This is a genomic window from Streptomyces sp. NPDC045899 (assembly GCF_056431485.1).
Window position 1 is genome coordinate 75,266 of sequence record NZ_JBWKKP010000020.1, and the last position, 24,582, is coordinate 99,847.

The 24,582-nt window shown below is 72.0% G+C and carries 23 protein-coding genes and 1 pseudogene; 2 read left to right on the forward strand and 22 right to left on the reverse strand.

All coding sequences use genetic code 11. From position 1 onward, the window contains the following. Window positions 1–56: 56 nt before the first annotated feature. The 16 genes and pseudogenes from dprA to proS all read right to left on the reverse strand — a co-directional run bounded on the left by dprA (window position 57) and on the right by proS (window position 13,143). Entirely contained in the window at window positions 57–1,343 is a 1,287-nt protein-coding gene (gene dprA, locus AC07FT_RS26335) for a DNA-processing protein DprA (protein ID WP_479178337.1), read from the reverse strand. Continuing rightward, window positions 1,343–2,968: a YifB family Mg chelatase-like AAA ATPase gene (locus AC07FT_RS26340; protein WP_479178338.1), complete on the reverse strand. Its 1,626-nt coding sequence runs from the start codon at window positions 2,966–2,968 to the stop codon at window positions 1,343–1,345. Before AC07FT_RS26340 ends, dprA begins: the two co-directional genes overlap by 1 nt. Continuing rightward, window positions 2,968–3,327 carry a YraN family protein gene (locus AC07FT_RS26345; protein ID WP_479178339.1) on the reverse strand — a complete coding sequence of 120 codons (360 nt, stop codon included), beginning with the start codon at window positions 3,325–3,327 and terminating at the stop codon, window positions 2,968–2,970. The genes AC07FT_RS26340 and AC07FT_RS26345 overlap by 1 nt, the downstream gene beginning before the upstream one ends. Window positions 3,328–3,419: 92 nt before the next feature. Further along, window positions 3,420–3,728 carry a DUF2469 domain-containing protein gene (locus tag AC07FT_RS26350; RefSeq protein WP_176180398.1) on the reverse strand — a complete coding sequence of 103 codons (309 nt, stop codon included), beginning with the start codon at window positions 3,726–3,728 and terminating at the stop codon, window positions 3,420–3,422. Between the two features lie 39 nt (window positions 3,729–3,767). Beyond that, window positions 3,768–4,301, reverse strand: a complete 534-nt coding sequence (locus AC07FT_RS26355) for an NUDIX hydrolase (RefSeq protein WP_479178340.1) — start codon at window positions 4,299–4,301, stop codon at window positions 3,768–3,770. After that, window positions 4,294–5,043, reverse strand: a complete 750-nt coding sequence (gene lepB, locus AC07FT_RS26360) for a signal peptidase I (protein WP_479178341.1) — start codon at window positions 5,041–5,043, stop codon at window positions 4,294–4,296. Before lepB (AC07FT_RS26360) ends, AC07FT_RS26355 begins: the two co-directional genes overlap by 8 nt. Before the next feature lie 145 nt (window positions 5,044–5,188). Further along, entirely contained in the window at window positions 5,189–6,271 is a 1,083-nt protein-coding gene (gene lepB, locus AC07FT_RS26365; RefSeq protein WP_479178372.1) for a signal peptidase I, read from the reverse strand. Continuing rightward, window positions 6,219–7,250 (reverse strand): annotated as a pseudogene (gene lepB, locus AC07FT_RS26370) (signal peptidase I); the annotation flags it as partial. The gene lepB (AC07FT_RS26365) and the pseudogene lepB (AC07FT_RS26370), both read right to left, overlap by 53 nt. Further along, on the reverse strand, window positions 7,243–8,079 hold the full coding sequence (gene lepB / locus AC07FT_RS26375) for a signal peptidase I (protein ID WP_479178342.1): 837 nt from the start codon (window positions 8,077–8,079) through the stop codon (window positions 7,243–7,245). The pseudogene lepB (AC07FT_RS26370) and the gene lepB (AC07FT_RS26375), both read right to left, overlap by 8 nt. A gap of 62 nt (window positions 8,080–8,141) precedes the next feature. Then, window positions 8,142–8,492 carry a 50S ribosomal protein L19 gene (gene rplS, locus AC07FT_RS26380; protein WP_176180403.1) on the reverse strand — a complete coding sequence of 117 codons (351 nt, stop codon included), beginning with the start codon at window positions 8,490–8,492 and terminating at the stop codon, window positions 8,142–8,144. A 134-nt stretch (window positions 8,493–8,626) separates the two neighbouring features. Continuing rightward, entirely contained in the window at window positions 8,627–9,448 is an 822-nt protein-coding gene (trmD, locus tag AC07FT_RS26385) for a tRNA (guanosine(37)-N1)-methyltransferase TrmD (protein ID WP_479178343.1), read from the reverse strand. Continuing rightward, window positions 9,445–10,032, reverse strand: a complete 588-nt coding sequence (gene rimM, locus AC07FT_RS26390) for a ribosome maturation factor RimM (protein ID WP_479178344.1) — start codon at window positions 10,030–10,032, stop codon at window positions 9,445–9,447. Before rimM ends, trmD begins: the two co-directional genes overlap by 4 nt. Window positions 10,033–10,116: 84 nt before the next feature. Further along, a complete protein-coding gene (locus AC07FT_RS26395) occupies window positions 10,117–10,356 on the reverse strand; it encodes an RNA-binding protein (RefSeq protein WP_254745164.1) in 240 nt (79 codons plus the stop codon). Window positions 10,357–10,358: 2 nt separating this feature from the next. Beyond that, on the reverse strand, window positions 10,359–10,802 hold the full coding sequence (rpsP, locus tag AC07FT_RS26400) for a 30S ribosomal protein S16 (protein ID WP_254745166.1): 444 nt from the start codon (window positions 10,800–10,802) through the stop codon (window positions 10,359–10,361). A 154-nt stretch (window positions 10,803–10,956) separates the two neighbouring features. Beyond that, the gene (locus AC07FT_RS26405) at window positions 10,957–11,550 is read right to left on the reverse strand and encodes a hypothetical protein (protein WP_471202016.1); all 594 of its coding nucleotides are present in this window, start codon (window positions 11,548–11,550) and stop codon (window positions 10,957–10,959) included. A gap of 177 nt (window positions 11,551–11,727) precedes the next feature. Further along, complete coding sequence (proS, locus tag AC07FT_RS26410; RefSeq protein ID WP_479178345.1) at window positions 11,728–13,143, reverse strand: proline--tRNA ligase; 1,416 nt, start codon at window positions 13,141–13,143, stop codon at window positions 11,728–11,730. Between the two features lie 267 nt (window positions 13,144–13,410). Between proS and AC07FT_RS26415 the strand changes: the two genes are divergently transcribed. Beyond that, complete coding sequence (locus tag AC07FT_RS26415; protein ID WP_479178346.1) at window positions 13,411–14,307, forward strand: methyltransferase domain-containing protein; 897 nt, start codon at window positions 13,411–13,413, stop codon at window positions 14,305–14,307. A 121-nt stretch (window positions 14,308–14,428) separates the two neighbouring features. Here AC07FT_RS26415 and ffh read toward each other — a convergent pair whose 3' ends face one another. From ffh to nsdA, 5 genes are all read right to left on the reverse strand, one after another. Next, window positions 14,429–15,985 carry a signal recognition particle protein gene (gene ffh / locus AC07FT_RS26420; protein WP_471202010.1) on the reverse strand — a complete coding sequence of 519 codons (1,557 nt, stop codon included), beginning with the start codon at window positions 15,983–15,985 and terminating at the stop codon, window positions 14,429–14,431. A 96-nt stretch (window positions 15,986–16,081) separates the two neighbouring features. Further along, on the reverse strand, window positions 16,082–18,676 hold the full coding sequence (locus AC07FT_RS26425) for a [protein-PII] uridylyltransferase (RefSeq protein ID WP_479178347.1): 2,595 nt from the start codon (window positions 18,674–18,676) through the stop codon (window positions 16,082–16,084). Window positions 18,677–18,737: 61 nt separating this feature from the next. Beyond that, a complete protein-coding gene (locus AC07FT_RS26430; RefSeq protein WP_176180413.1) occupies window positions 18,738–19,076 on the reverse strand; it encodes a P-II family nitrogen regulator in 339 nt (112 codons plus the stop codon). Then, window positions 19,073–20,377 (reverse strand): ammonium transporter, encoded by a 1,305-nt coding sequence (locus tag AC07FT_RS26435; RefSeq protein ID WP_479178348.1) that lies wholly within the window; start codon window positions 20,375–20,377, stop codon window positions 19,073–19,075. Before AC07FT_RS26435 ends, AC07FT_RS26430 begins: the two co-directional genes overlap by 4 nt. Before the next feature lie 203 nt (window positions 20,378–20,580). After that, window positions 20,581–22,086 (reverse strand): transcriptional repressor NsdA, encoded by a 1,506-nt coding sequence (nsdA, locus tag AC07FT_RS26440; protein WP_479178349.1) that lies wholly within the window; start codon window positions 22,084–22,086, stop codon window positions 20,581–20,583. Between the two features lie 466 nt (window positions 22,087–22,552). Between nsdA and AC07FT_RS26445 the strand changes: the two genes are divergently transcribed. Further along, complete coding sequence (locus AC07FT_RS26445) at window positions 22,553–23,224, forward strand: bifunctional DNA primase/polymerase (RefSeq protein WP_479178350.1); 672 nt, start codon at window positions 22,553–22,555, stop codon at window positions 23,222–23,224. 126 nt (window positions 23,225–23,350) lie between these two features. Here AC07FT_RS26445 and ftsY read toward each other — a convergent pair whose 3' ends face one another. Further along, complete coding sequence (gene ftsY, locus AC07FT_RS26450; protein ID WP_471201999.1) at window positions 23,351–24,577, reverse strand: signal recognition particle-docking protein FtsY; 1,227 nt, start codon at window positions 24,575–24,577, stop codon at window positions 23,351–23,353. Window positions 24,578–24,582 lie beyond the last annotated feature (5 nt).

The following is a 24,582-nucleotide window of genomic DNA, read 5'->3' on the forward strand; positions in this document are numbered from 1 at the left end:
GTGATCGGACCATCGTGGTATGCAAAGGCTGTCGGCTCGGCGGTGTGCGGATACGGTCATCGCCCCAACCCTTTCACCCGATTGCCCCGATTCGGGGGACCGCCTCGCCGTACGCTGCCGTTCCGACGCGCCGGAGGGACCAACTCCCAGCGATCGCCACGGCGTTCGACGAATCCCAAAGCGAGCAGCTCATAGAGCCGGCTCAGGGTCTCGTCGCAGCCGGACCCGGATTCCCGGGCCACCTCCCGCAGGTCGTTGCCACCCTGTGCCGACAACGCTTCCAGCACCCGTGCCGTCACGGGATCGAGCAGGTCCCGCTCGACGAGCGGGCCCCTCTTCTCCGGGGCGAGCTCGCCGATGCCTCCGATCAGCTCGGCCACTTCATCGGCGTCGGTGACCACCACGGCCTCACCGCGCAGCAGTTCATGCACTCCGGCGGAGAGCCCGCTGGTGACCGGCCCCGGTACACCCATGGTGAAGCGGCCGAGATCCCGGGCCCGGCGCGCGGTGACCAGGGAACCGCTGCGGTACTGGGCCTCGACCACCACCGTGCCGCGGGTCAGCGCGGCGATGACCCGGTTGCGGAGCACGAAGCGGCTGCGGGTGGGATGCGCTCCGGGCGGCAACTCCGCCACCACCAGACCTTGTTCCGCGATGCGCTCGATCAACTCGGTGTGACCACGCGGATAGGGGACATCCACTCCCGAGGCCAGGACGGCGATGGTGGCGCCGCCCGCCGCGAGCGCCCCGCGGTGGGCCGCGCCGTCCACCCCGTGCGCCGCTCCGGAGGCCACCACCCATCCGCGCTCGCTGAGCCCCGCGGCGAGCGTCGCGGCGACATGGGCGCCGTAGTCGCTGCACGCCCGCGCGCCCACCAGGGCGACCGAGCGCAGCGCCCACATCCGCAGGGAGGCCGGCCCGCGCACCCATAACCCGACCGGGCGAGTCTCCCCGAGGTCATCGAGCTGACCGGGCCACTCCCGGTCACCCGGGCACAGGAACCGTCCACCGCGCCCGGCGGCCCTGGCGAGGTCCGCTGCCGGGTCAAGCCCGGCGGCCCGCAGCGCGCATCCGGCCAGCCGTTCCCGGCCGGCCCCGGGCGGTGGCGGGCCCTGGCCGCTGAGCGCCCGGCGCAGCGCCACCGGGCCCATCCGGCGCAGCCAGCGCCCCGCCGTCGCGTCACCGGGTTCCACCAGGCGGGTGAGTGCGGCGCGGGCCAGCCGCTCCTCCTCACTCACCCCCTGACGATCTCCCGGCTCCGCCACCCCGGAGCCGTGTGCCACCCCGGGGCCGTCCCCCGCTCCCGGATCCGGTGGACCGCCGGTGGCCGGACGCACGGCCATCAGCGCTCCCCCGCCCCGACCGGCACAGCCCGCCTGACCCCGGTGCGCAGCTGGAGCGCCCGGGCGATGTCCGACGCCAGCGGCCGGTCGTGTCCGGCCAGATCGGCGACGGTCCAGGCGACCCGCAGCACCCGGTCCAGCCCCCGGGCGGTGAGCAGTCCGCGCTCCATGTCCCGCTCGGCCTCGCGCAGTGCCCCGGAACAGGGCTGCCAGCGGGTGCGCAGCTCATGGCCCGGGACCTCGCTGTTGAGCCGCCAGGGAGTGTCCGTCAGCCGGGCCGCGGCGCGCTCCCGGGCCTCATGCACCCGAGCGGCGACCGACGCGGTGCTCTCGGCCACGCCGTGCGCCCCGGTCAGCTCGGCCCGGGTGACCGCCTCGACGTGCACCCGCAGATCCACCCGGTCCAGCAGCGGTCCGGACAGCCGCGCCTGATAGCGGCGCACCATCACGGGTGTGCATTCGCAGCCCTCACCCACGAGGGCGTGGCGCCCGCACGGACAGGGGTTGGCGGCCAGCATCAGCAGGAAGCGGGCCGGCATCCGCATCATGCCTCCGGAGCGGGCCACCACCACATGGCCCGATTCCAGGGGCTGCCGCAGCGCGTCCAGGGCCCGACCGCTGAATTCCGGGGCCTCGTCCAGGAAGAGCACCCCACGGTGGGCCAGCGAGACCGCACCGGGCCGGGGCAGGCCGTTGCCCCCACCGACCAGGGCGGCCATGGTGGCCGAATGGTGTGGTGCGCAGTAGGGCGGGGTGTCCACCAGGGGCTGGCCGGGCGGGAGCACTCCGGCGATCGAGTGGACCGCGGTGACCTCCAGGGCCTCCTGCCGGGTGAGCGGCGGCAGCAGTCCGGGAAGCCGCTCGGCGAGCATCGTCTTGCCCGCGCCCGGCGGTCCGATCAGGAACAGATGGTGCCCTCCCGCCGCCGCGACCTCCAGGGCGCCGCGGGCGGCCCGCTGTCCGGCGACATCGGCCAGATCGGGACCGCCCGCCCCGCTCCCGGGCCCCGCGGTCACCCCCGTGCCCATGCCCGCGCCCGGCACGGTGAGCCCCGCCAGCAGCGGATCGGGGCGTCCCGGCTCGAACGGCTCCTGCTCCTCCTCGGGCACCGGTTCATCCGTCAGCACCGCGATCAGCTGACGCAGACTGCGCACGCCGAGCACCGAGACCCCGGGCACGAGCGCCGCCTCGGCCGCCGTCTGCTCCGGCACGACGACCTGCTGATAGCCCGCCTCGGAGGCCGCGAGCACCGCGGGCAGCACCCCGCGCACCGGACGCACCCGGCCGTCCAGCCCGAGCTCCCCGATCATCATCAGATCGGCGATCTGCCGTGGGTCGATCCGCTCCGCCGCGCCCAGCACCGCACAGGCCACCGCCAGGTCGAATCCACTGCCGCCCTTGGGGACGGACGCGGGGCTCAGCCCCACCGTGAGCTTCTTCTGCGGCCAGACGGCCCCCGAGTTCACCAGGGCGGCACGGACCCGGTCGCGGCTCTCCACCAGGCTCTTGTCGGGCAGCCCGACCAGGGTGAAGGCGGCCACTCCCGGCTCCAGATCGGCCTGGACCTCGACCACCACGCCCTCGACCCCGACCAGCGCCACCGAACAGGTGCGGGCGAATCCCATCAGGCCACCCCCCGCACGTGCTCGACGACGGGCGCGCCCCGGTGCGGCAGCACCACACCGACCAGATCGATCCGCACCCCGCCCGGCGGCGGGCCCCCGTGCCGCTCCAGCCAGCGCTCCGCCAGCAGCCTCAGCCTCTCGGCCTTGCCCGCCCTGACGGCCGCCATCGGATGCTCATAGGACCCCGCGCGGCGCGTCTTGACCTCGCACACCACCAGCGCTCCGGCGTCGAGCGCGACGATGTCGATCTCGCCGTCCCGGCACCGCCAATTGCGCTCCAGAACGGTCATCCCGGCCTCGGCCAGCCGTCGTACCGCCACATCCTCGCCGTAGCGGCCCAGTGCCCCTCGGGCGTTCATCGGCACCACCTCCGGCACCGACTGTGACTCCTCGGTCACTCATTGTGGGATCTTGGAGGATTTCCGTGGAGGGGCATCAGCCTGTGGACAACTCAGCCACTCGGAAGGTCGAGGTCGCTCTTGTTGAGCTCCTCGATGTTCACATCCTTGAACGTGAGCACCCGGACCTGCTTCACGAAGCGCGCCGGACGGTACATGTCCCAGACCCAGGCGTCGGCCATGGACACCTCGAAGAAGACCTCACCCTGGACGGAGTGCACCTGCATCTCGTACTGGTTGGTCAGATAGAAGCGGCGCTCGGTTTCGATCACGTATTTGAACAGACCGACGACATCTCGGTACTCCCGGTAGAGCTTCAGCTCCATCTCGGTCTCGTACTTCTCGAGGTCCTCGGCGCTCATGGCATGTTCCCCTTCAGCCGTGCGTCCCCCCATTGTGCGTCAGACGCGCTCAGTCTCCAGGATCACCGGTGCACTCGGGGGTCCCTCGACGAGCAGCGTACGCAAGAGTCCGGGGAGGCGGGTCGGGTACACCGGTTCCTCCACCCCCGCCAGCTCCTCCGCGGTCCACCACCGCAGCCCGGCCACACTGCGCCGCTCCAGCTCCGTCAGTCCCCCGCCGATCCCGGTCCCGGTCTGCTCGGTGCGCCCCAGGAAGTACCACTCGTCCTGGTCCCAGCGCTGCCCCGCGAAGGGGAACGAGCAGGTCCGCCGCCACAGCAGCGGGCCGAGCCGGACATCGGTGATCCCGGTCTCCTCGGCCAGCTCCCGCCGTGCGGCCTCCTCCCGGCTCTCCCCGCCCTCCAGACCGCCGCCGGGTGTGAACCACCAGGTCTTGGAGGGATCGTCCGGTTCATAGCCGTGCAGCAGCAGAATCCGGTCCCGCGGGTCCAGCAGCACCACCCGGGCGACCTGCCGCAGCGGCCGCTCCTCCGCGCCGGTGCCCGGCGGCCGTCCGGCCGCCCCGTCAGCCACTCGCCGTCACCGTCCCACGCGCCTCCTCGCGCCGTACGGCGCCGGCGCGCCTGCGGCGGGCGATCGGCCCGTACGCCGCTCCCGCCAGGATCAGGACGGCACCGCTGACCACTGCGATCACCATCAGCCGCAGCGGCCCCGGCTGTGAGACCCCGCCCGGCAGCCCGTCGAACGTCCCCGGCCGCTCCAGCATGCCGAAGCCGCTCATCGGCCAGGCCGTGGCGTCGACCCGGGCGCTGACCGCGCTCCTGGGAACCGCCCCGCGGCTGCTGTCGGTGAGGTGCACCCGGGAGTCGAGCGAATCGCTGCGGTGGTCGCCCATCAGGAACAACCGTCCCCTGGGCACCGTGGTGGAGAAGCCGGTCAGGGACCCCTGGTCCTTCTTCTCCAGATAGGGCTCGTCGAGCGGTGTGCCGTCCACGCTCACCCGGCCCTGCTTGTCACAGCAGACGACCTTGTCGCCACCGACGCCGATCACCCGCTTCACCATGGGCATCGCGCCCCAGACGGCGTCCTGGAAGACCACCACGTCACCGCGGCGCACCTCATCGCCGTCGATCCGCTGTGCCAGCACCCGGTCGTCCTTGCCGATGGTGGGCGCCATGGAGTCGGTCGGGACGGTGTACGGCTTGTAGACCACCGCACCCCAGGCGAATCCGCCCAGGAACAGCACACACCCGAGGGCCACCGCCACACCGGACAGCAGGCTGCCGCACCTGCCCTCCCCCACCGGTCTGCTCATTCCCGTGCTCCCGCCTTGCGCCACCGACGTCAGAAGATCAGGTCCCGTGCCCGAGGGCACGGGACCGCACCTTACCCGCGGTAGGCGCCCGGCGTCAGCAGCGGGACGCCGCGGGGAGACCCCGCGGCAGCGGCGCAGGACCAGGTCAGCCGCTGCGCCGCACCTTGGCGATCATCCTGCGGCGCCGCCACAGCACGAGCGGCAGCGCGCCCGCGAGCCCGCCCGCCGCCGGCGCCAGCGAAGCCGCCGCGCTCAGCCCCGGCTGGTCGAAGGTGCCCGGCACCGACAGCGCGCCCCAGCGGTCGACCGGCCAGGCGACCACGATCGCGCGCCCGACGACATCGTCGACCGAGACCGTGCCCTGGTGCAGGTTCTGGTGGTAGCGCGAGTCCAGCGAGTCCTGACGGTGGTCGCCCATCACCCAGATCCGGCCCTCGGGCACCTTGATCGGACCGAACGGCTTCTCGTCACAGGGGGTGTTGCCGGGGAAGATGTACGGCTCGTCCAGCGGCTTGCCGTTCACCATGACCTTGCCGCCGCGCTTGCACGAGACGGTGTCCCCGCCGACCGCGATGACCCGCTTGATCAGGTCCTTCTCCTCGGCCGACGGCATCAGCCCGATGAAGCTCAGCGCCTTCTGGATGCCCTCGGCGACCGGACCGGAGTCCTTCTTCTCCGTCTCGCCGAGCCAGCCGCCCGGGTCGTGGAAGACCACCACCTCACCGCGCTCCGGCTCCGAGCCGAACCACGGGGTGAGCTTGTCCACCAGCACCCGGTCGCCCCGCTGCAGGGTGTTCTGCATCGAGTCGGACGGGATGGAGAACGCCTGCACCAGGAAGGTCTTGATCAGCAGCGCCAGCAGCAGGGCGATGCCGACCAGGATCGGCAGCTCCTTCCAGAACGAGCGCGCCTTCTTCTGGTCAGCGGTGCCCCGCTTCGCCCCCGGTGCGGCCCCGGCCCCGGAAGGGCCGCCGGACGCCCCGGAGGCCGTCTCCCGCTCCGTGCCCGTCGCGGAGTCCTGGGGCTCGGCGGACCCGGAGCGGTCCGAGGGATCCGCCGCGGTCGCACGATCCGATCCGGCCGGTCCCGCCGGATCGTCCGAGGTCCGGTCCGCGGGCGCACCGGTCTGTGGCGCCGTGTCCGCCCCGTCCCCGTTCACAGGGTTGTCTCCCCGTGCTCCGGGTCGCCGCTCGGGCTCTTCGTGACCGGAACGCGCGCCGACCGCCAAATCCCCCACATCCACTCCTCACACCTGACTGCCGCCTGCTCCACGAACGGCGCAGGACCACCACTCCCATAACGAGCGGGAGTTCCGCAGGGGTCGGGAGCTGGACCATTCCTTGCTGATCCATGGGGGACAGCCTATGCGGCGAGCCCTGCGCCCGTGTCTCCCCGCCCGGCGCGTCCTTCACCGATGCGTACGTTCCCGGCTCCTCCAGCTGGCGCATATGGCCGAAGGGCCAGGCGATCACCACCGCGCGGCCGACCACCATGTCGTCCGAGACGGTGCCCTGACCCGGTTCGTCCAGATGGACCCGGGAGTCCGCCGAGTTGGAGCGGTGATCACCCATCACGAAGATCCGCCCCTCGGGGACGGTCACCTTGAACTGACGCTGCGAAGGCTCGTTCCCCGGGTGCAGATACGGTTCGTTCAGCGGCGTGCCGTTGACCGTCACCTTGCCGCCCGAGTCACAGCACGCGACGGTGTCACCGCCGACCCCGACCACCCGCTTGATCAGGTCCTGTTCGTCGTCCGACGGCAGCAGACCGATGAAGGTCAGGAACTGCTTGCCCTGCTTGATGACCGGCGGATCGTCCTTGGGCGGCTTGCGCTCGTCCTCCAGCCAGCCGCCGGGGTCCTTGAACACCACCACGTCACCGCGCTCCGGCTTCGAGCCGAACCACGGGGTGAACTTGTCGACCAGCACCCGGTCACCGATGCGGATCGTCTGCTCCATCGACCCGGACGGAATCACGAACGCCTGCACCAGGAAGGTCTTCAGCACCAGCGCGATCACCAGTGCCACACCCACCAGGATCGGTATCTCCTTGGCCTTGGAGCGGCGGCGCCTGCGCTTGATACGGCGCTGGATCTTGCGCCGCTCGGCACGCCCGCCCAGGGGACGCTCCCCCGGACGCGACTCATCCGCCCCCGGCGGCGCGCCCGCGCGGCGCTTTCCGTACCGGGGCCGTCCGCGGCTACCCATGCGCGCCGCCCGGTTCCGCGCCGGGCCCGGGGACCGCCGAGAAGGTCTCCGGCCGCTCCAGCCGGGACCAGCGGCCGACCGGCCAGGCGATCCAGTCGGCCCGGCCGATCACCCGGTCCAGGGGGACGGTGCCCCCGCCGGGTGCGCCGAGGTGGTCCCGTGAATCGCGGGAGGCGGATCGGTGGTCCCCCATCACCCACAGCCGCCCTTCCGGCACCACGATGTCGAACGGCACGCGCGAGGGGCTGTCCCCCGGGTGCAGATAGCGCTCGTCCACCGGTTGACCGTTCACCTCGATCCTCCCCCGCTTGTCGCAGCAGGTGACCCGGTCACCGCCGACGCCCACCACACGCTTGATGTAGTCGGTTTCGGCCGGGGCGGCCAGTCCGACCGCGGCGGCGGCCTTGCGCAGTGCTCCGGTCACAGGGTTCCCCGACGGCTGCTCGCCGCGGAAGGAACCGTTTCCGTCGAACACCACAACGTCGCCGCGCCGCGGATCGTCCCCGAAGCGGTAGGCGAGCTTGTTCACCAGCACCCGGTCCCCGGGTCGCAGGGTGTTCTCCATCGAGCCGCTGGGGATCAGGAACGGCTGGACCACCCAGCCGCTCACCAACAGGACCAGTACGGCGCTGAGCGCCGTGACCACTCCCGCCCTCCGCCAGCGCCCGCCTCCGGTCAGCCACCCGAGCGCCCGCCGGGCGGGCCGGGGCGCGGCGGCGGTCTCTTCCGCGGCGTCACCCGGCGCATGCGAAGAGCGCGACCGGTCCTCCGGCTCCGTGGTGGAGCGGGAGGAGCGATCGCGCTCCGCGAGCTGTCCTTCGGTGTCCATCGGGCCAGAGCCTATCCGCCCCGGCCGGATGATCCGGCGGTAGCTCAGTAGTCGCGCAAAACTCAGTTCTCGCGCTTCTCCTTGATCTTCGCGGCCTTGCCGCGGAGGTCACGCAGGTAGTACAGCTTCGCACGGCGCACATCACCGCGGGTGACGACCTCGATCTTCTCCACGATCGGGGTGTGCACCGGGAAGGTGCGCTCGACGCCGACGCTGAAGCTCACCTTGCGGACGGTGAAGGTCTCACGCACGCCGGAACCCTGGCGGCGGATGACCACGCCCTTGAACTGCTGCACACGGGAGCGGTTGCCCTCGATGACGCGCACGTGCACGTTGACCGTGTCACCCGGGCGGAAGGTGGGGAGGTCGCTGCGCAGCGACGCGGTGTCGACGGTGTCGAGCAGGTGAGACATGATCGTCTGCTTTCCTCGCTGATGCCACAGGTCATCAGCGGCATATTCGGATGCTGATTCGGAGTGCCGCCCTCATCGGGTGGGCGTCGATCCCCCTGTGGCAGGGGCGCCGCGCCCGGACGTACGGCAGCGGCCTATTCTTCCACGGCCCGGTCGCGGCGCCCAAATCCGCCCCCGGGCAGCTCCTCCCAGCCCAGTTCCGCCAGGGTCTTCCGGTCGTGCTTGTCCAGCGCCGCGGGGTCGCAGCGCTCGATCAGATCGGGGCGGTTGGCGCTGGTGCGGCGGAACGCCTCGTCCCGCCGCCAGCGGGCGATCTTGCCGTGGTGCCCGCTGACCAGCACCTCCGGGATGTCACGGCCACGCCATTCGGGGGGCTTGGTGTACACCGGCCCCTCCAGCAGATCGGCCATGGCGCCGGGCGCGAAGGAGTCGTCGCGGTGCGATTCGGCGTTCCCCAGCACTCCGGGCAGCAGCCGGGCGACCGCCTCGGTGATCACCAGCACCGCGGCCTCGCCGCCGGCCAGGACGTAGTCGCCGATGGAGACCTCGTGGACCTCCAGCCGCTCGCCGTACTCCTCGATCACCCGCCGGTCGATGCCCTCGTAGCGGGCGGGCGCGAAGACCAGCCAGGGGCGCTCGGCCAGCTCCACGGCCAGCGCCTGGGTGAACGGGCGGCCGCTCGGCGTCGGCACCACCAGCACCGGCGCGGCCAGCCCCTCGGCCTCCCCCGAGGCGAGGACGGAGTCCAGTGCCTCGCCCCACGGCCCGGGCTTCATCACCATGCCCGGTCCGCCGCCGTAGGGGGTGTCGTCCACCGTGTTGTGCCGGTCGTGCGTCCAGGAACGGAGGTCGTGGACCCGGACGTCGAGCCGCCCGCGGGCGCGGGCCTTGCCGACCAGCGAGACGTTCAGCGGTTCGAGGTACTCGGGGAAGATCGTGACGACATCGAGCCTCATGACGACGCGTCCCCGTCCCGGGAGGCGTCCCCGTCCCGGGAGGCGTCCTCGCGGCCACTGGCGATCTCGGCCTCGGCCTCGTCCAGCAGTCCCGGCGGCGGGTCGATCACCGCGCGCTGCGCCTCGAGGTCGATCTCGGGCACCACCTCGGAGACGAACGGGATCATCGCCTCGCTGCCGTCCGGACGCCGGACGATCAGCAGGTCGTGGTAGGGCAGATGGGAGATCTCGGAGATCCGGCCGACCTCGGTGCCGTCCACGGTCACCACATCGAGGTCGATCAGCTGGTGGTCGTAGAACTCCTCGGGGTCCTCGGGGACTTCCTCCGGATCGACCTCGGCGATCAGCAGGATGTTGCGCAGCGCCTCCGCGCCCGTACGGTCCCGGACGCCCTCGAAGCGCAGCAGCAGCCGGCCGCTGTGGACCCGGCCGGTCTCGATGGTCAGCGGCCCGGCCGAGGCCGGTTCGGTGGCCAGCACGGCGCCCGGGGCGAGCCTCAGTTCCGGCTCGTCGGTACGCACCTCGACGGTGACCTCACCCTTGATGCCATGGGCTCGGCCGATCCTCGCCACAACCAACTGCACGTGTCCGATGTCCCTTCACGACACACGGGCCGGGGACGGCCCCATGGCCCTCCCCGGCCCGTGCCGGTGCTCTCTTTGATCGCCTCAGCGGATCTGGTCCACGTCGACCAGGTCGACGCGGATCCCACGGCCGCCGATGGCGCCCACGACGGTCCGCAGGGCACGCGCGGTCCGGCCGTTGCGGCCGATCACCTTGCCGAGGTCATCGGGGTGCACCCGGACCTCCAGCACGCGCCCACGACGCAGGTTGCGCGAGGCGACCTGCACTTCGTCGGGATTGTCGACGATGCCCTTCACCAGGTGCTCGAGGGCCTCCTCGAGCATCCTCAGGCCTCGGTCGACGCGGTGGACTCGGCGGCCTCGGCAGCGTCGTCCGACTTCTTCTCGGCCTTCTTCGCCTTCTGGGTGATCGCCTCACCCTTCGGCTCGTCACCGGCGTCCTTGGCGGCAGCCTCGAACAGCGCGCGGTGGTCGGCCTTCGGCTCGGCGACCTGCATCGGAGCCGGGGCGGGCAGACCCTTGAACTTCTGCCAGTCGCCGGTGACCTTCAGGATGGCCAGCACCGGCTCGGTCGGCTGCGCGCCGACCTTCAGCCAGTACTGCGCGCGCTCCGAGTCGACCTCGATGCGCGACGGGTTCTGCACCGGGTGGTACAGGCCGATCTCCTCGATGGCCCGGCCGTCACGGCGGGTACGGGAGTCGGCGATGACGATGCGGTAGTGAGGCGAACGGATCTTGCCCAGACGCTTCAGCTTGATCTTGACTGCCACGGGAGTGGTGTCTCCTGGTCTTGACGTGGTTGAGCACGCGAAGTGCCACGTGGGGTTGTGGTACCCGAGTGCCCGATGGACGCGCCAGCCGGAGGAGAGAGGGGTCCTGGTCGACTGTCGAGTACAGCGGACCATTGTGCCACACCGTCGCCGGTCAGCCGACCGCGGCCACCGCCTCCGGGATGCGGAACGGCTTGCCGCAGCCACCGCACATGATCGGCGCCTGCGCCAGCACCGACGGGACGACGCGGACGTTGCGCCCGCAGTCGCACACGGCCTTGACCCGGACGCCGCCGCCGGAGGAACCGTGCCGCGCGGCGGGCCCGCGGAAGGTGCGGGAGGTGTCGGCGGTGGTCGCGACGGTGTGTGCCTTGAGGGCGCGCTGGAGTCTCTCGATCGTGTTCCGGTAGCGCTTTCTCGCCTCGGTACTCAGCGTGACCAGGGAGAAACCACTGCTGGGATGTGGCTCCTCGGGATGGTCCAGCCCGAGCTCCTCGGCGATCGCCAGGAACCGGCGGTTGTGGTAGCGGCCGGCGCGCGAGGTGTCACGGACACCGCGGGCGGCGGCGATGCCATGGACGGCCTCGTGCAGCAGCCGTTCGAAGGAGAGCTCGGCGCCACATGCGGACGACGACTCTCCGATCAGCGATTCGGGCGCGGCGAGATCCGGCAGCTCGGGGTGGTGCCGTTGAATATCGGCCCACGCCTGCGCCAGCTCTGCGGCGAGAACAGGTGGTGTCGTGCTCACGTCGTGCTAACGAGCCGGAGCGGCCCGGTGTTCCGATTCCGGGGCATCCCAAATAATTTGCACGTACCAGTCAGTTCACGATGAGTGCCGCGACGAGGGCGGGTGCGCCGATCTGCGGAGGAGCCGCCCAGCGGGCACCAACCCGGTACGTACCGGTTCCGCGGCACCGGCCCGGCCTCAGTAGGCCCGCGCGACGTAGGCGACGTTACCCGGAGTGTCGTCCGCGTCCGGCACCGACCCGTCCTCGGCGACCAGACAGCGTACGGACACCGCCTGCGCGGCGAGCGCGGCCTCGCCCTCGGGCCCCAGGTCCGCCCACCGGATCCGGGCCCAGCCGCCCGCGGTCGCGGCCTCGGCCGCCTCGGCGATCGTCGCCACGTCCGTGGTCCGCGCCTCACGGCGGTCCCGCGCCTGGCGCAGCAGCAGCGCCTGGTCCTCCTCGAGGATGCCCGGCACCAGCCCGGCGAGCCGCTCGACGGGCACCGGCTCCTTGCCGCCCGGGATCCGGCGCGCCAGCGTCGCGGTGCCGGCCTCCAGGTCGCGCGGACCGATCTCGACCCGGACCGGTACGCCCTTGAGCTCCCAGTCGACCGCGCGGCGGCCGAACGGGGTGTCCGTGCGGTCGTCGACGCGCACCCGCACCCCGGCCGCGGTCAGCCGGTCGCCGACCTCCCGGACCCGCGCGACCACCGCGTCATCGCCCTTGACGGCCATGACGACGGCCTGGACGGGAGCGAGCCGGGGCGGGATCCGCAGGCCCTGATCGTCGCCGTGCATCATCACCAGCGCGCCGATCATCCGGGTGGTGCTGCCCCAGGAGGTCTGCCACACCAGCTCCTGCTCACCCTCCCGGGACAGGTAACGGGTGTTGAAGGCGCGGGAGAAGTTCTGGCCGAGCTCATGGCTGGTGCCCAGTTGCAGCGCCTTGCCGTCGCCCATCATCCCTTCCAGGGTGAGGGTGTTGAGCGCCCCGGCGAACCGCTCGGCCGCGGTCTTCCGGCCCAGCACGACGTCCATGGCGAGCACGTTCTCCATGAAGTCGGCGTAGACGTGGCGGTGGATACGGGCCGCGAAGTCCCGGGCGTCCTCGTAGGTGGCGTGGGCGGTGTGGCCCTCCTGCCAGAGGAATTCGGTCGTCCGCAGGAACAGCCGCGGCCTCAGCTCCCAACGGACCACATTGGCCCACTGGTTGATCAGCAGCGGCAGGTCGCGATAGCTCTGCACCCATTTGGAGAAGTACTCGTTGACGATCGTCTCGGAGGTCGGCCGGACGACGACCGGCTCCTCCAGCTCCTTGCCGCCGCCGTGGGTGACGACGGCGAGCTCGGGCGCGAACCCCTCGACGTGATCGGCTTCCTTCGTCAGGTACGACTGCGGGATGAAAAGCGGGAAGTACGCGTTCTGCGTACCGGTCGCCTTGATACGGGCGTCCATGTCCGCCTGCATCCGCTCCCACAGCCCGTACCCGTACGGCCGGATCACCATGGTGCCGCGCACCGGGCCGTTGTCGGCCAGCTCGGCCTTGTTGATCACGTCCTGGTACCAGCGGGGGAAGTCTTCCGCCCGCGGGGTGAGTACGGGAGCTTTCGCCATGGCGCCGATCGTACGGCGGCGGCGCGCGGAACGGTGAATCGGGCGAAAAGGAACCGGGCGCCGCCGGGGTGGCCCCGGGAGCCGGGCGGGGCGCGGGGGTGCGGGGGCGCACGGAGGGGGCACGCAAGCACGGCCGTGAAACCTCTGGACGCGGGCACGGATGGGGAGTTCCCTGGCTTACGGGGGTGGGACGCCACAGCGCACGACGGCGGACGGAAACCGGATCTGACGACGGCACTTCGCTCTTCGCTGATTGGGGCCCTTTCGATGACATCAACGCTCGTCCGGCGGCACCGCCCGCACCCCTCCTCGTCGCACTCCGCGGATCCCGGCACCCGCACCCGCGACTGGACGGAGATCCAGGAGCGGATGCTGGTGCCGTTGTACGAGGCCGTGTACGAACGGCTGGACGTCGGCGCCGGGACCCGACTGCTGGGCCTGGGCTGCGGCTCGGGGCTGGCCCTCCTCATGGCGGCCGCGCGCGGTGCGGCGGTCTGCGGGACCGACACCGACCCGGACCGGCTGGACCTGGCGCGGGAGCGGCTGACGGCCGCGGGCGGAGCGCGGGGCGAGGACACGCCCCCGGCGCGGCTGAGGCTGGGCGACCCGGACTGCGCCTGGGCGCGGGAGGCCGCGGAGACGGCGGCGGACGCCAGGGCGACGGCGGGGTTCACCGTCGTGACCGCCTTCGAACCGCTGCCCGCCCTGGGGTCGGCCCCGGGAGCCGCGATGGACGCCGCGGTCTCCGCGCTCACGGCGGCCACGGCGCTCACCGAGCGCGGCGGTGCCGTGGTGCTCGCCGGATGGGGTCCACCGGAGCGGTGCGCCACCTCGGCCGTACTGCGGGTGGGCGCACGGCTCGCCGATCCGATGTGCGCGCCGGCCCGCTGGCGGCCGTGCGGCCGGGACGACCTGGAGCGGCTGGCCGAGCGGGCCGGGCTGCGGCCCGACGGCTCGGGCCGGGTGGCCTGCCCGTTCGGCTACGCGGACCTGGACAGCGCGGTGCGCGGGCTGCTGTCGACCGGGCTGTTCGACGCGGCGGAGCGGGCCACGGATCCGACGCAGGTCGCCAAGGAGATCGCCGAGGCGCTCCATCCGCACCAACGGGCGGACGGGACGGTGTGGATGCCGAACGTCTTCCGCTATCTGATCGCGCGCGTCTGACCGTTCGTTCCGCCGACCGTTCGTTCCGCCGACCGCTCGTTTCCGGCCGGGAAACACGCCGGGCCCCTGGCGTACGCGCAAGGGGCCCGGTGAACGGGGCGGTTCTCCGCCCCCATGGGACTCAGCCCATGAACTTCTTGAACTCGTCGGGCAGTTCGAAGTCCTGGTCGCCCTGGCCGTCCGGCATGCCGAACGCGCCGCCCTGCTGGCTCGCCTGCTCACGGCGCGCGGCGGCCGCCTGCTCATCGGCCTTGCGCTTCATGGGGTTGCCGCTGCGCTGCTTGCCCTTGACCTTCTTCTGCTGCTTGCCCTTGCGCTTCTGACCGCCGCCCATGCCCGGCATGCCAGGCATCCCGGGCATACCCGGCATACCGCCCTGGGCCATCTTGGACATCATCTTGCGGGCCTCGAAGAACCGCTCCACCAGATTCTTCACCGCGCTCACCTCGACACCCGAACCACGCGCGATACGGGCGCGGCGCGAGCCGTTGATGATGTTCGGGTCCTGGCGCTCACCGGGGGTCATCGACTTGATGATGGCCGCGGTGCGGTCCACGTCCCGCTCGTCCAGGTTGTTGATCTGCTCCTTCATCTGGCCCATGCCCGGCAGCATGCCGAGCAGCTTGGAGATGGAGCCCATCTTGCGGACCTGCTCCATCTGGGCCAGGAAGTCGTCGAGCGTGAACTCCTTCGGCCCCTTCGCCAGCTTGGCCGCCATCTTCTCGGCCTCTTGCTGGCTGAAGGTCTGCTCGGCCTTCTCGATCAGGCTGAGCATGTCGCCCATGCCGAGGATGCGGGACGCCATGCGGTCCGGGTGGAACGCGTCGAAGTCGTCCAGCTTCTCGCCGTTGGAGGCGAACATGATCTGGCGGCCGGTGACATGCGCGATGGACAGCGCGGCACCGCCGCGCGCGTCGCCGTCCAGCTTGGAGAGGACCACACCGTCGAAGCCGACGCCGTCACGGAACGCCTCGGCGGTGTTGACCGCGTCCTGGCCGATCATCGCGTCGACGACGAACAGGACCTCGTCCGGGCGGACCGCGTCACGGATGTCCGCCGCCTGCCGCATCAGCTCCTCGTCGATACCGAGACGGCCGGCGGTGTCGACGATCACCACGTCGTGCTGCTTGGTGCGCGCGAACTCGATCGAGTCCTGGGCCACCTTGACCGGGTCGCCCACGCCGTTGCCCGGCTCGGGGGCGAAGACCGCGACCTCCGCGCGCTCGGCGACCACCGAGAGCTGGTTGACGGCGTTGGGGCGCTGGAGGTCACAGGCGACCAGCAGCGGGGCGTGGCCCTGGCCCTTCAGCCAGCGGCCGAGCTTTCCGGCCAGCGTGGTCTTACCGGCACCCTGGAGACCCGCCAGCATGATCACGGTCGGCGGCTGCTTGGCGAAGCGCAGACGGCGGGTCTCGCCACCGAGGATGCCGATGAGCTCCTCGTTGACGATCTTGATGACCTGCTGGGCGGGGTTCAGCGCCTGGGAGACCTCGGCACCCGTCGCCCTCTCCTTGACCTGCTTGATGAAGGCCCGGACGACGGGGAGCGCGACGTCCGCCTCGAGCAGGGCGATACGGATCTCGCGCGCCGTGGCGTCGATGTCCGCCTCGGAGAGGCGGCCCTTGCCCCGGAGGTTCTTGAAAGTCGCTGCGAGGCGATCGGAGAGGGTATCGAACACGGTGGTCGCGAATCCTTCGGTCGGCTGTCGGGTCGGCGGTCGGCCTCCAAGGGTATCCGCCCGTCGCGTGAACGGTCTGCCCCCGGGCCGAGGCCGTCACCCCAGGGCCCGCTGGACCTCCCGCGCCACCTCCGCCGCGCGCATGGGCTGCAGCGGCGCCCCGGAGGCATCGGTGACATAGAACGCATCCACCGCGTTGGCGCCGAGCGTACTGACATGGGCACTGCGGACCGTCACGCCCGCGTCCTCCAGGGCGCGGCCGATGCGGTGCAGTAGGCCGGGCGCGTCCTGGGCGCGGACCTCGATCACCGTGGCGAGCTGGGAGCTGCCGGGCGCGACCGTGACGCGCGGCGGCGGGGCGTGCACACCGCGGCGCCGCGGGTACTTGCGGTACGCGGCTTCGCGCTCGGCGAGCCGGGCGACGATGTCCAGCGAACCGTCCAGCGCCCGCATCAGATCGTTGCGCAACCGGGCGGCCTGCGGCAGCGAACCGTACTCGGCCGCCACCCGCCAGCTCAGCAGCAGGACGTCACCGCCCCGGCCGGAGCCGTCCGCCGTCTCCGGCACGCCGTCCAGCTCCGGCGGCAGCTCCACGGCGCGCAGATCCGCCGCGCGCACGGTGAGCCGGTGCAGGGCCAGCACCCCGGCCGCGGTGGCCAGCACACCGGGCTGGTCGGGCACGGCGATCAGCAGCTCGACACCGATCGGCTCCGGCTCCGGCTGATCGCCGGTGTCGGCGTCGGCCGCCTCCGGCTCCGGCGGCGCCTCGGAGCGGGCGTGCAGGGCCAGCACCGGACCGCCGGTGCGCCAGGCCTCGACCGCCAGCCGCTCGTGCTCGGCCGTGGTCTCCTGCGGTGCGATCTGATCCGCGGCGGGCTCCCCGGCCAGCACCGCCGCGACCCGTTTGACCAGGTCGGCGACGAGCGAACCGCGCCAGGCGCTCCAGGCGGCGGGGCCGGTGGCCAGCGCGTCCGCCTCGGTGAGGGCGTGCAGCAGCTCCAGCGTGACGGGGCCGCCGACGGCGTCGGCGACCGACCGCACCGTGGCCGGGTCGTCCAGGTCACGGCGGGTGGCGGTCTCGACGAGCAGCAGATGGTGGCGGACCAGGGTGGCCAGCACGGTGACGTCCGCGCGGTCGAAGCCGATGCGGGCGGCCACGTCCCGCACGATCGTCTCCCCGGCCACCGAGTGGTCGCCGGGCCAGCCCTTGCCGATGTCGTGGAGCAGCGCGGCGACCAGCAGCAGATCGGGGCGGCCCACCCGGCGGCTGAGCGCACTGGCCCGGACGGCCGTCTCGACCAGGTGCCGGTCGACGGTCCAGCGGTGCACGGGGTTGCGCTGCGGACGGCAGCGCACCCGCTCCCAGTCCGGCAGCAGCCGGGTGATCAGGCCCTCGGCCTCCAGCGCCTCCCAGACCGCGACCGTGGACTCACCCGCGCCCAGCAGGGTGACCAGCTGTTCCCGGGCCTCGGGCGGCCACGGCACCGGCAGCGGGCGCGCGGCGGCGGCCAGCCGCCGTACGGCGTGCAGCGAGAGCGGAAGTCCGGCCTGGGCCGCGGCCGCGGCGGTCCGCAACGGAAGCACGGGGTCACGCTCGGGGCGCGCGGTGCGGGCGAGCACCACCTCACCGTCCTGTTCCACGACGCCCTCGGCGAGCGGGCTGCGCTCCCCCGCGTCCGAACCGGCGCCGGCGGCCCGGCCGCGTCCGCCGAGGAGGCCGCGCAGCCGGGGCCGGGACGCGGAGCGGGCGCGCAGCACCCGTTCGACCTCGCGCCAGGTGACATCGCTGGCGTAGCCGATGGTCCGCGCCGACTCGTACACCTGGCGCAGCAGGGTGTCGGCGTCGAGCAGTTGGAGGTCGGCCGCGACCTGGTCCTGTTCCTGGAGCGCGAGCCGGTCGGTGGCACGCCCGGTGGCCAGGTGGAGGGCGTCACGGACGTCCAGCAGCCGCCGCCGCGCGTCGGCGAGGCCCGCACGGGGGGCGTCGGCGAGCCAGGAGGCGGCGATGGCGCGCAGCGCGGTGGCGTCGCGCAGTCCGCCGCACGCCTCCTTCAGATCGGGCTCCAGCAGGAACTGCAGCTCGCCGTGGCGCTCGGCGCGCTCCTGGCACAGTTCGCGCAGTTCGGGCAGGCGCTTGGGGGCCTGGGCCCGCCAGTCGGCGAGGACGGCGGTGCGCAGGCCCGCGGTGAGGGCGGGGTCGCCCGCGATATGCCGGGCGTCCAGCAGGCCGAGCTGGACCTTGAGGTCCTCGCCCGCGGTCGTCCGGGCCTCCTCGGGGGTGCGCACGGAGTGGTCGAGGGCGAGCCCCATGTCCCAGACGGGGTACCAGACCTGGTCGGCGAGGGCTGCGAGGGCGGCGCGGTCCGCGGAGCCGTCGTGGAGCAGCAGCACATCGAGGTCGCTGCGCGGGGACAGCTCCCCCCGTCCATAGCCGCCGACGGCGACCAGGGAGACGCCGGTGCCGGTCCCGGCGGCCCGTGACCCGGTGGTGAGCAGCGCGGTGAGCCACTGGTCGGTGAGATCGGCGAGGGCGGAACGGCGCGGCGGCCCGGACCGCGCCCCCTCCTGGAGGAGTCGCAGCCGGGCCGCCGCGTAGCCGCCGGGCAGCGAGCCGCCGGTCCCGGTCGTGTTCTCGACGGTGCCGGTCGTGGTTCCGGTCCGGTCCGTCGTGGTCTCGACGCTGTCCGTCAACTCGGCTCCCTGTGCGCTGCGTCCGGTCGGTGCGGGCCCCCGGAGGGGCGGTCCTGACCCCTCAGAGGGCGTCCGGGCCGCGTTCTCCGGTGCGGACCCGGATCGCGGTCTCGACGGGGACGCTCCAGACCTTTCCGTCCCCGATCTTTCCGGTGCGGGCCGCCTTGACCACGACCTCGATGAGGTCATCGGCGTCCTCGTCCTCGGCCAGCACCTCGATGCGGACCTTGGGCACCAGGTCGACGGTGTACTCCGCGCCCCGGTAGACCTCGGTGTGGCCGCGCTGGCGTCCGTAGCCACTGGCCTCGGTGACGGTCAGGCCCTGGACGCCGAACGCCTGGAGGGCTTCCTTGATCTCGTCGAGCCGGTGCGGCTTGACCACTGCGGTGATGAGCTTCACGCGTCCACCTTCTTGTCCTGCGACTTCTTGTCCTGCGGCGCGGTGGCGCCGCTCATGGCGTGGCTGACGGCGGGAACCGTACTGCGGGGCGAGCCGCCGACTCCGCTGAAGTCGTAGGCGGTCTCGGCGTGGAACGCCTGGTCGATCCCGCTGACCTCGTCGTCCTCGTCGGCCCGGAGTCCCATGGTCGCGTGGATGAGCTTGGCGAGGACGTAGGAGGCGACGAAGGAGTAGCCGAGCACGGTGAAGGCGCCCAGTGCCTGCTTGCCCAGCTGGGTCATACCGCCGACCCCGTCGGTGGCGAGGACGCCGACCAGGAGGGTGCCGATGAGACCGCCGATCAGGTGGACGCCCACCACGTCCAGCGAGTCGTCGAAGCCCAGCTTGTACTTGAGGCTGACCGCCCAGGAGCAGACGACGCCCGCGACGAGGCCGATCACGATGGCGCCCCAGGGGTCGACCGCCGCACCCGAGGGGGTGATGGCGACCAGGCCCGCCACGGCGCCGGAGGCGGCGCCCAGGGTGGTGAACGCGCCGTGCCGGACGCGCTCGTAGGCGAGCCAGCCGAGCATCGCGACCCCGGTGGCGATCTGGGTGTTGAAGGCCATGTTGGCGGCGGTGCCGTTGGCGGCGAGGGCCGAACCCGCGTTGAACCCGAACCAGCCGAACCACAGCAGACCGGAGCCCAGCATCACCAGCGGCAGGCTGTGCGGACGCATGGGGTCCTTCTTGAAGCCGATGCGCTTGCCGAGCACGAGGGCGAGGGCGAGTCCGGCGGCGCCCGCGTTGATGTGCACCGCGGTGCCGCCCGCGAAGTCGATGACCTCCTGCTTGAACAGCCAGCCGTCGGCCTGCCACACCCAGTGGGCGACCGGGAAGTAGACGACGGAGACCCACAGGGTGATGAACAGCGTCCACGCGCCGAACTTGACGCGGTCGGCCACGGCACCGCTGATCAGCGCGGGGGTGATCACCGCGAACATCAGCTGGAAGAGGGCGAAGGCCAGGACCGGCACGGCGTCCGGCTTCTCGCCCCACAGCGACGTCGGCTCGATGCCCTGGAAGCCGATGTGGTCGAGGTTGCCCAGCAGACCGCCGCCGATGTCATCACCGAAGGCGAGCGAGTAGCCGAACAGCACCCACAGGAGGGATACGACGCCCAGCGAGATGAAGGACATCATCAGCATGTTGAGGGTGCTCTTCACCCGCACCATGCCGCCGTAGAAGAAGGCCAGGCCAGGGGTCATCAGCATCACGAGCGCGGCGCTGATCAATACGAATGCGGTATTTGCGCCATTCAATGTGGACGTCTCCTCGAAGCAACGGCCCGTGCGGGCAGAACATCAAGTGGGCCGGTTATGCGCCACGAGATTGGCGCAGCGCCGTTTCAGTCGATGCCACGCGATGTTTCGCTGCAGTGACGAAGGACGCGGGCGTGTTACGCCCGGGTGAACTGCCGTCGTCGGGCCGGATCGCTCCGTTACCGTCCGGCCACGCGGAAGGTTCAGACGGCCTGGCCGGTGCCCACGCCCTCGGGGGTGTCCGGCAGCAGGGTCACCAGCCGGTCACTGAGCGCGGCGATCTCCGGTACGTCACCGAACTGGCGCACGGCGGTGTCCACGGTCTTGCGCAATCGGTTGTTCACCCGCTCCGAGCGGACCCGCTTGGCCAGGGGCAGCGCCTGGCCGGCGATGGCCGCGCACTGCTCGGGCTCCTTCTGGAGGAGGTGGACGGTGGCCATGCCGATCAGATTGAGCGCATACGAACGCTGGTGGCCGGCGCCCTCGCCATGGTCGGTCTCCTGGCCGAAGAGGTGCACGGCCTTGCGCATCACCGGGTCGGCGAGCTGTGCGTAGGTGGGGCTGCGCCCGGCCACATAGGCGAGGTCCCGGTAGGAGTGGGCGTTCTCCGCGTTGAGCTCGGCTTCGGAGAAGAAGCCGATCCAGTCCGGGTCGCCATCGCCCCCGGCACAGTCGGCGAAGGTGTCCTCGGCCATCTTCACGGCGCGGTGGCACTTGCTGGGCTGGCCCATATTGGCGTACGCCCGGGCCTCCATCGCATACAGCATGGCCTGGGTGCGCGGGGTGGCGCTCTCCCGGCTGCCGTACTGCGCGAGGTGGATCAGCTCCAGGGCGTCGTCGGGCCGCCCTACGTGGATCATCTGGCGGCTCATACTGGAGAGGATGTACGAGCCCAGCGGGCGGTCCCCGGATTCCTTGGCGGCGTGCAGGGCGAGTACGAAGTACTTCTGGGCGGTGGGCTGGAGCCCGATGTCATAGCTCATCCACCCGGCCAGCTCGGCCAGTTCTCCGGCGACCTTGAACAGCCGCTTGGACACCGGCTCCGGATGTGACTCCTGCAGCAGGTCGGTGACCTCGTGGAGCTGGCCGACCACCGCCTTGCGGCGCAGTCCGCCACCGCACTGGGCGTCCCAGGCGCGGAACATCTTGATCGTCGACTCCAGCAGCTCCAGCTCCGGCTCGGAAAGCCGGGAGACGCGCCGCGAGCGCCCCTTGTCCGCCGGACGCGCCCCGCCGGCCGCCCCGCCGGGCGAGGGCACCAGCCAGCGCTGCATCGGCTCGATCAGAGCGGGTCCGGCGGAGAGCGCGAGGGAGGTGCCGAGGAATCCGCGGCGGGCGAGCATCAGATCGCTGCGGGAGAACTCGCCGATCAGCGCGACCGTCTCGGGCCCCGCCCAGGGGAGGTCCACCCCGGACACGGACGGTGACCGGTGGGCGGCACGCAGCCCCAGGTCCTCGATGCCCACGACACAGCCGAAACGCTCGGAGAACAGCTCGGAGAGGATCTGCGGGATCGGCTCGCGCGGCTGCTCGCCATCGAGCCAGCGGCGCACCCGCGAGGTGTCGGTGCTGATGTGATGAGCACCTAACTGACGTGCTCTGCGGTTGACTTGGCGCGCCAGCTCCCCCTTCGACCAGCCGCTGCGCACGAACCACGACCCCAACTGTGCGTTGGGGCGCTTCTCAGCACCGCCGCCGCTGTCGCCCACTGGAAGGCCCCCATCCCACACGTCTGCCCGAACCGCCACCAGAATGCCTTCTGTCACGGTCAGTTGTCCCCTCGATACGGCGCATCAACCGTCGGGGACGCGGATCGCTTCATGCCTCTGGCATGTACCGATCCGCACTCCGCCCATGCTCTGGCCGTGCTCCACCGAGCACCGGGCCCAGGGTTCATGCACTCAAAGTAATCCTACGATCACGCCTCCGGCGAGGCGGTTCGGGAAAACGCCACCATTCGCCACCCCTTCGAATGAACCCCTTTGCCGATTCACACGATTCACTTGACACCGGGACGGCCGGAGACGGTGAAGGGGTGCACACCGGGGCGCATGAGTCGCGCGACACCACCCTGGCCACACCGGAGCGCACCGTCGTCGCGCCCCCGCTGACGACGGAGCGTCATCACCGCGTTCCTGCTCGTAACCATCGAGAGCGCGACCCGTTGGAGGAGGCATGGGCTTCACGATCAGCGGCATCCGGGACATGCGGTCCGGCTCACGGCGCCGCGGCCGTATGTCCGAGTCCACGACGGTGGCGGAGTACACCGGCCTGTGGGGCTGGGACGTGGTGCCGGGCGCACGGGCGGCACGGGGTACGGGCACCGGCAGAAACGAATGTTCTTGCGGAGCGGCCGACTGCGCCTCCCCCGGCGCCCATCCGCTCTCCTTCGCCTCCGTCGTCCCGGCGGGCGCGACCCTCGGTGCCGCCGCGGCGGCGTGGGAGGAGACCCCGGGCGCGGCCGTGCTGCTGCCCGTGGGGCGCGCGTTCGATGTCCTGGAGGTGTCGGAGTACGCGGGGCGCCATGCGCTGGTCCGGCTGGAGCGGATGGGGCTGCCGCTCGGGCCGGTGGCGGTCACCCCGCACGGCCGCGCCCAGTTCTTCGTGGCCCCCGGCGCCGCCCGTGAACTCCCCGGGCTGCTCTACCGGATGGGCTGGGACGACGCGGATCTCGATCTGCGCTGTCTGGGGCCGGGCGACCACATCACCGCGCCGCCCTCCGACTTCGGCGGCCTCGGCCCGGTCCGCTGGCTGCGCCCGCCGGCGCTGGACACCGCGGGGTGTCCGCCGCACGCCCGGCTGGTGCTGGGCACGCTCGCCTATCTGAGCCATCGCGCGGGGGCCTGAGCGCCGCCTCCCGGCGTCCGGGCCGCCCCATGAGCGCGGGGCGGACCGGATCTCTCCGGTCCGCCCCGCGCTCATGGGAACCCTTCGCAAACGTCCCCCACCGATCAGCCGCCGGCTCTCCCGCCGTCAGTCGCCGATCAGCGCGTCGACGAACGCCTCCGGCTCGAACGGCGCGAGATCGTCCGCGCCCTCGCCGAGGCCCACCAGCTTGACCGGGACGCCCAGCTCGCGCTGGACCGCGACCACGATGCCGCCCTTGGCGGTGCCGTCCAGCTTGGTCAGCACGATGCCGGTGATGTCCACGACCTCCGCGAACACCCGGGCCTGTACCAGGCCGTTCTGCCCGGTGGTGGCGTCGAGCACGAGCAGCACCTCGTCCACCGCGCCGTGCTTCTCCACGACCCGCTTGACCTTGCCCAGCTCGTCCATGAGACCGGTCTTGGTGTGCAGCCGCCCCGCGGTGTCGATCAGCACGACGTCCGCGGCCTCGGCGATGCCCTCCTTGACGGCGTCGAAGGCGACCGACGCCGGATCGCCGGCCTCGGGGCCGCGGACGGTCCGGGCGCCGACCCGCTCGCCCCAGGTCTGGAGCTGATCGGCGGCGGCCGCGCGGAAGGTGTCGGCGGCGCCCAGCACCACCGACTTGCCGTCGGCGACCAGCACCCGGGCCAGCTTTCCGGTGGTGGTGGTCTTGCCGGTGCCGTTGACGCCGACGACCAGGACGACGCCCGGCTTCTCCTCGCCGTTCGCGCCCACCCCGCTCTCGGTGTGCACGGTGCGGTCCGCCTCGGTGCCGATGAGGTGCAGCAGCTCCTCGCGCAGCAGACCGCGCAGCTCCTCGGGGGTACGGGTGCCGAGCACCTTGACGCGCTCGCGCAGCCGCTCGACCAGCTCCTGGGTCGGGGTGACGCCGACGTCGGCGGTCAGCAGGGTGTCCTCGATCTCCTCCCAGGTGTCGTCGTCGAGGTGCTCCCGGGACAGCAGCGTCAGCAGTCCCTTGCCCAGGGTGTTCTGGGAACGGGACAGCCGGGCGCGCAGCCGGACCAGCCGTCCGGCGGTCGGCTCCGGAACCTCGACCGGCGGGACCTCGGGAGCGGCGGGCGCGGGCGCCTCCGCCGTCGCGGCCGGGGCGCCGGACCCCGGCAGGTCCACCTCCTCGATGGTCCTGCGCGGTTCCTCGCGCGGGGTTTCGGCCTCCTCGCCGACATGCGGTTCGGCGGGCGGCGCGGTGACGGACGGGCTGCTCGGCGGGGCCGTGGGCAGCCGCTTCTTCTTGCGGCTGGTGACCACGAACCCGCTGATCGCGGCGACCGCGACCACAGCGATGACTACGGCAAGGATGACGAATTCCATAACCC

Coding starts and splice junctions, on each gene's coding strand:
- dprA (WP_479178337.1), bottom strand. CDS start 1,343: ATGGCCGTGCGTCCGGCCACCGGCGGTCCACCGGATCCGGGAGCGGGG.
- AC07FT_RS26340 (WP_479178338.1), bottom strand. CDS start 2,968: ATGGGATTCGCCCGCACCTGTTCGGTGGCGCTGGTCGGGGTCGAGGGC.
- AC07FT_RS26345 (WP_479178339.1), bottom strand. CDS start 3,327: ATGAACGCCCGAGGGGCACTGGGCCGCTACGGCGAGGATGTGGCGGTA.
- AC07FT_RS26350 (WP_176180398.1), bottom strand. CDS start 3,728: ATGAGCGCCGAGGACCTCGAGAAGTACGAGACCGAGATGGAGCTGAAG.
- lepB (WP_479178341.1), bottom strand. CDS start 5,043: ATGAGCAGACCGGTGGGGGAGGGCAGGTGCGGCAGCCTGCTGTCCGGT.
- lepB (WP_479178342.1), bottom strand. CDS start 8,079: ATGGACACCGAAGGACAGCTCGCGGAGCGCGATCGCTCCTCCCGCTCC.
- rplS (WP_176180403.1), bottom strand. CDS start 8,492: ATGTCTCACCTGCTCGACACCGTCGACACCGCGTCGCTGCGCAGCGAC.
- trmD (WP_479178343.1), bottom strand. CDS start 9,448: ATGAGGCTCGATGTCGTCACGATCTTCCCCGAGTACCTCGAACCGCTG.
- AC07FT_RS26395 (WP_254745164.1), bottom strand. CDS start 10,356: ATGCTCGAGGAGGCCCTCGAGCACCTGGTGAAGGGCATCGTCGACAAT.
- proS (WP_479178345.1), bottom strand. CDS start 13,143: ATGGCGAAAGCTCCCGTACTCACCCCGCGGGCGGAAGACTTCCCCCGC.
- AC07FT_RS26415 (WP_479178346.1), top strand. CDS start 13,411: ATGACATCAACGCTCGTCCGGCGGCACCGCCCGCACCCCTCCTCGTCG.
- AC07FT_RS26445 (WP_479178350.1), top strand. CDS start 22,553: ATGGGCTTCACGATCAGCGGCATCCGGGACATGCGGTCCGGCTCACGG.
- ftsY (WP_471201999.1), bottom strand. CDS start 24,577: ATGGAATTCGTCATCCTTGCCGTAGTCATCGCTGTGGTCGCGGTCGCC.